The sequence below is a fragment of the Citrobacter sp. TBCS-14 genome (assembly GCF_005280805.1).
Lineage (GTDB): Bacteria > Pseudomonadota > Gammaproteobacteria > Enterobacterales > Enterobacteriaceae > Citrobacter > Citrobacter gillenii.
Map to the genome: position 1 here is coordinate 206 of NZ_SZWM01000073.1, position 317 is coordinate 522.

The 317-nt window shown below is 55.8% G+C and carries 1 protein-coding gene; it reads left to right on the plus strand.

Annotated features, from left to right (window positions below; translation table 11 throughout):
• Positions 1-317, plus strand: a 317-nt coding sequence (locus FDX22_RS30790; RefSeq protein WP_255432653.1) for an FAD-dependent oxidoreductase, incomplete at both ends; no start/stop codon positions are given.

Genomic DNA, 317 nt, shown 5'->3' on the forward strand with positions numbered 1-317 from the left:
ATCTGATTGTGGAAAACGATCGTGTTGTCGGGGCAGTGACCCAAATGGGACTGAAGTTCCGTGCCAAAGCCGTGGTCTTAACGGTCGGAACCTTCCTCGACGGTAAAATTCATATCGGTCTGGACAACTACAGCGGTGGCCGTGCTGGCGATCCGCCGTCTATCCCACTGTCACGTCGCCTGCGTGAGCTACCGCTGCGCGTTAGCCGTCTGAAAACCGGCACACCGCCGCGTATAGATGCGCGTACCATCGATTTCAGCGTACTTGGCCAGCAAAACAGCGATAACCCAATGCCGGTCTTTTCGTTCCTTGGCGAT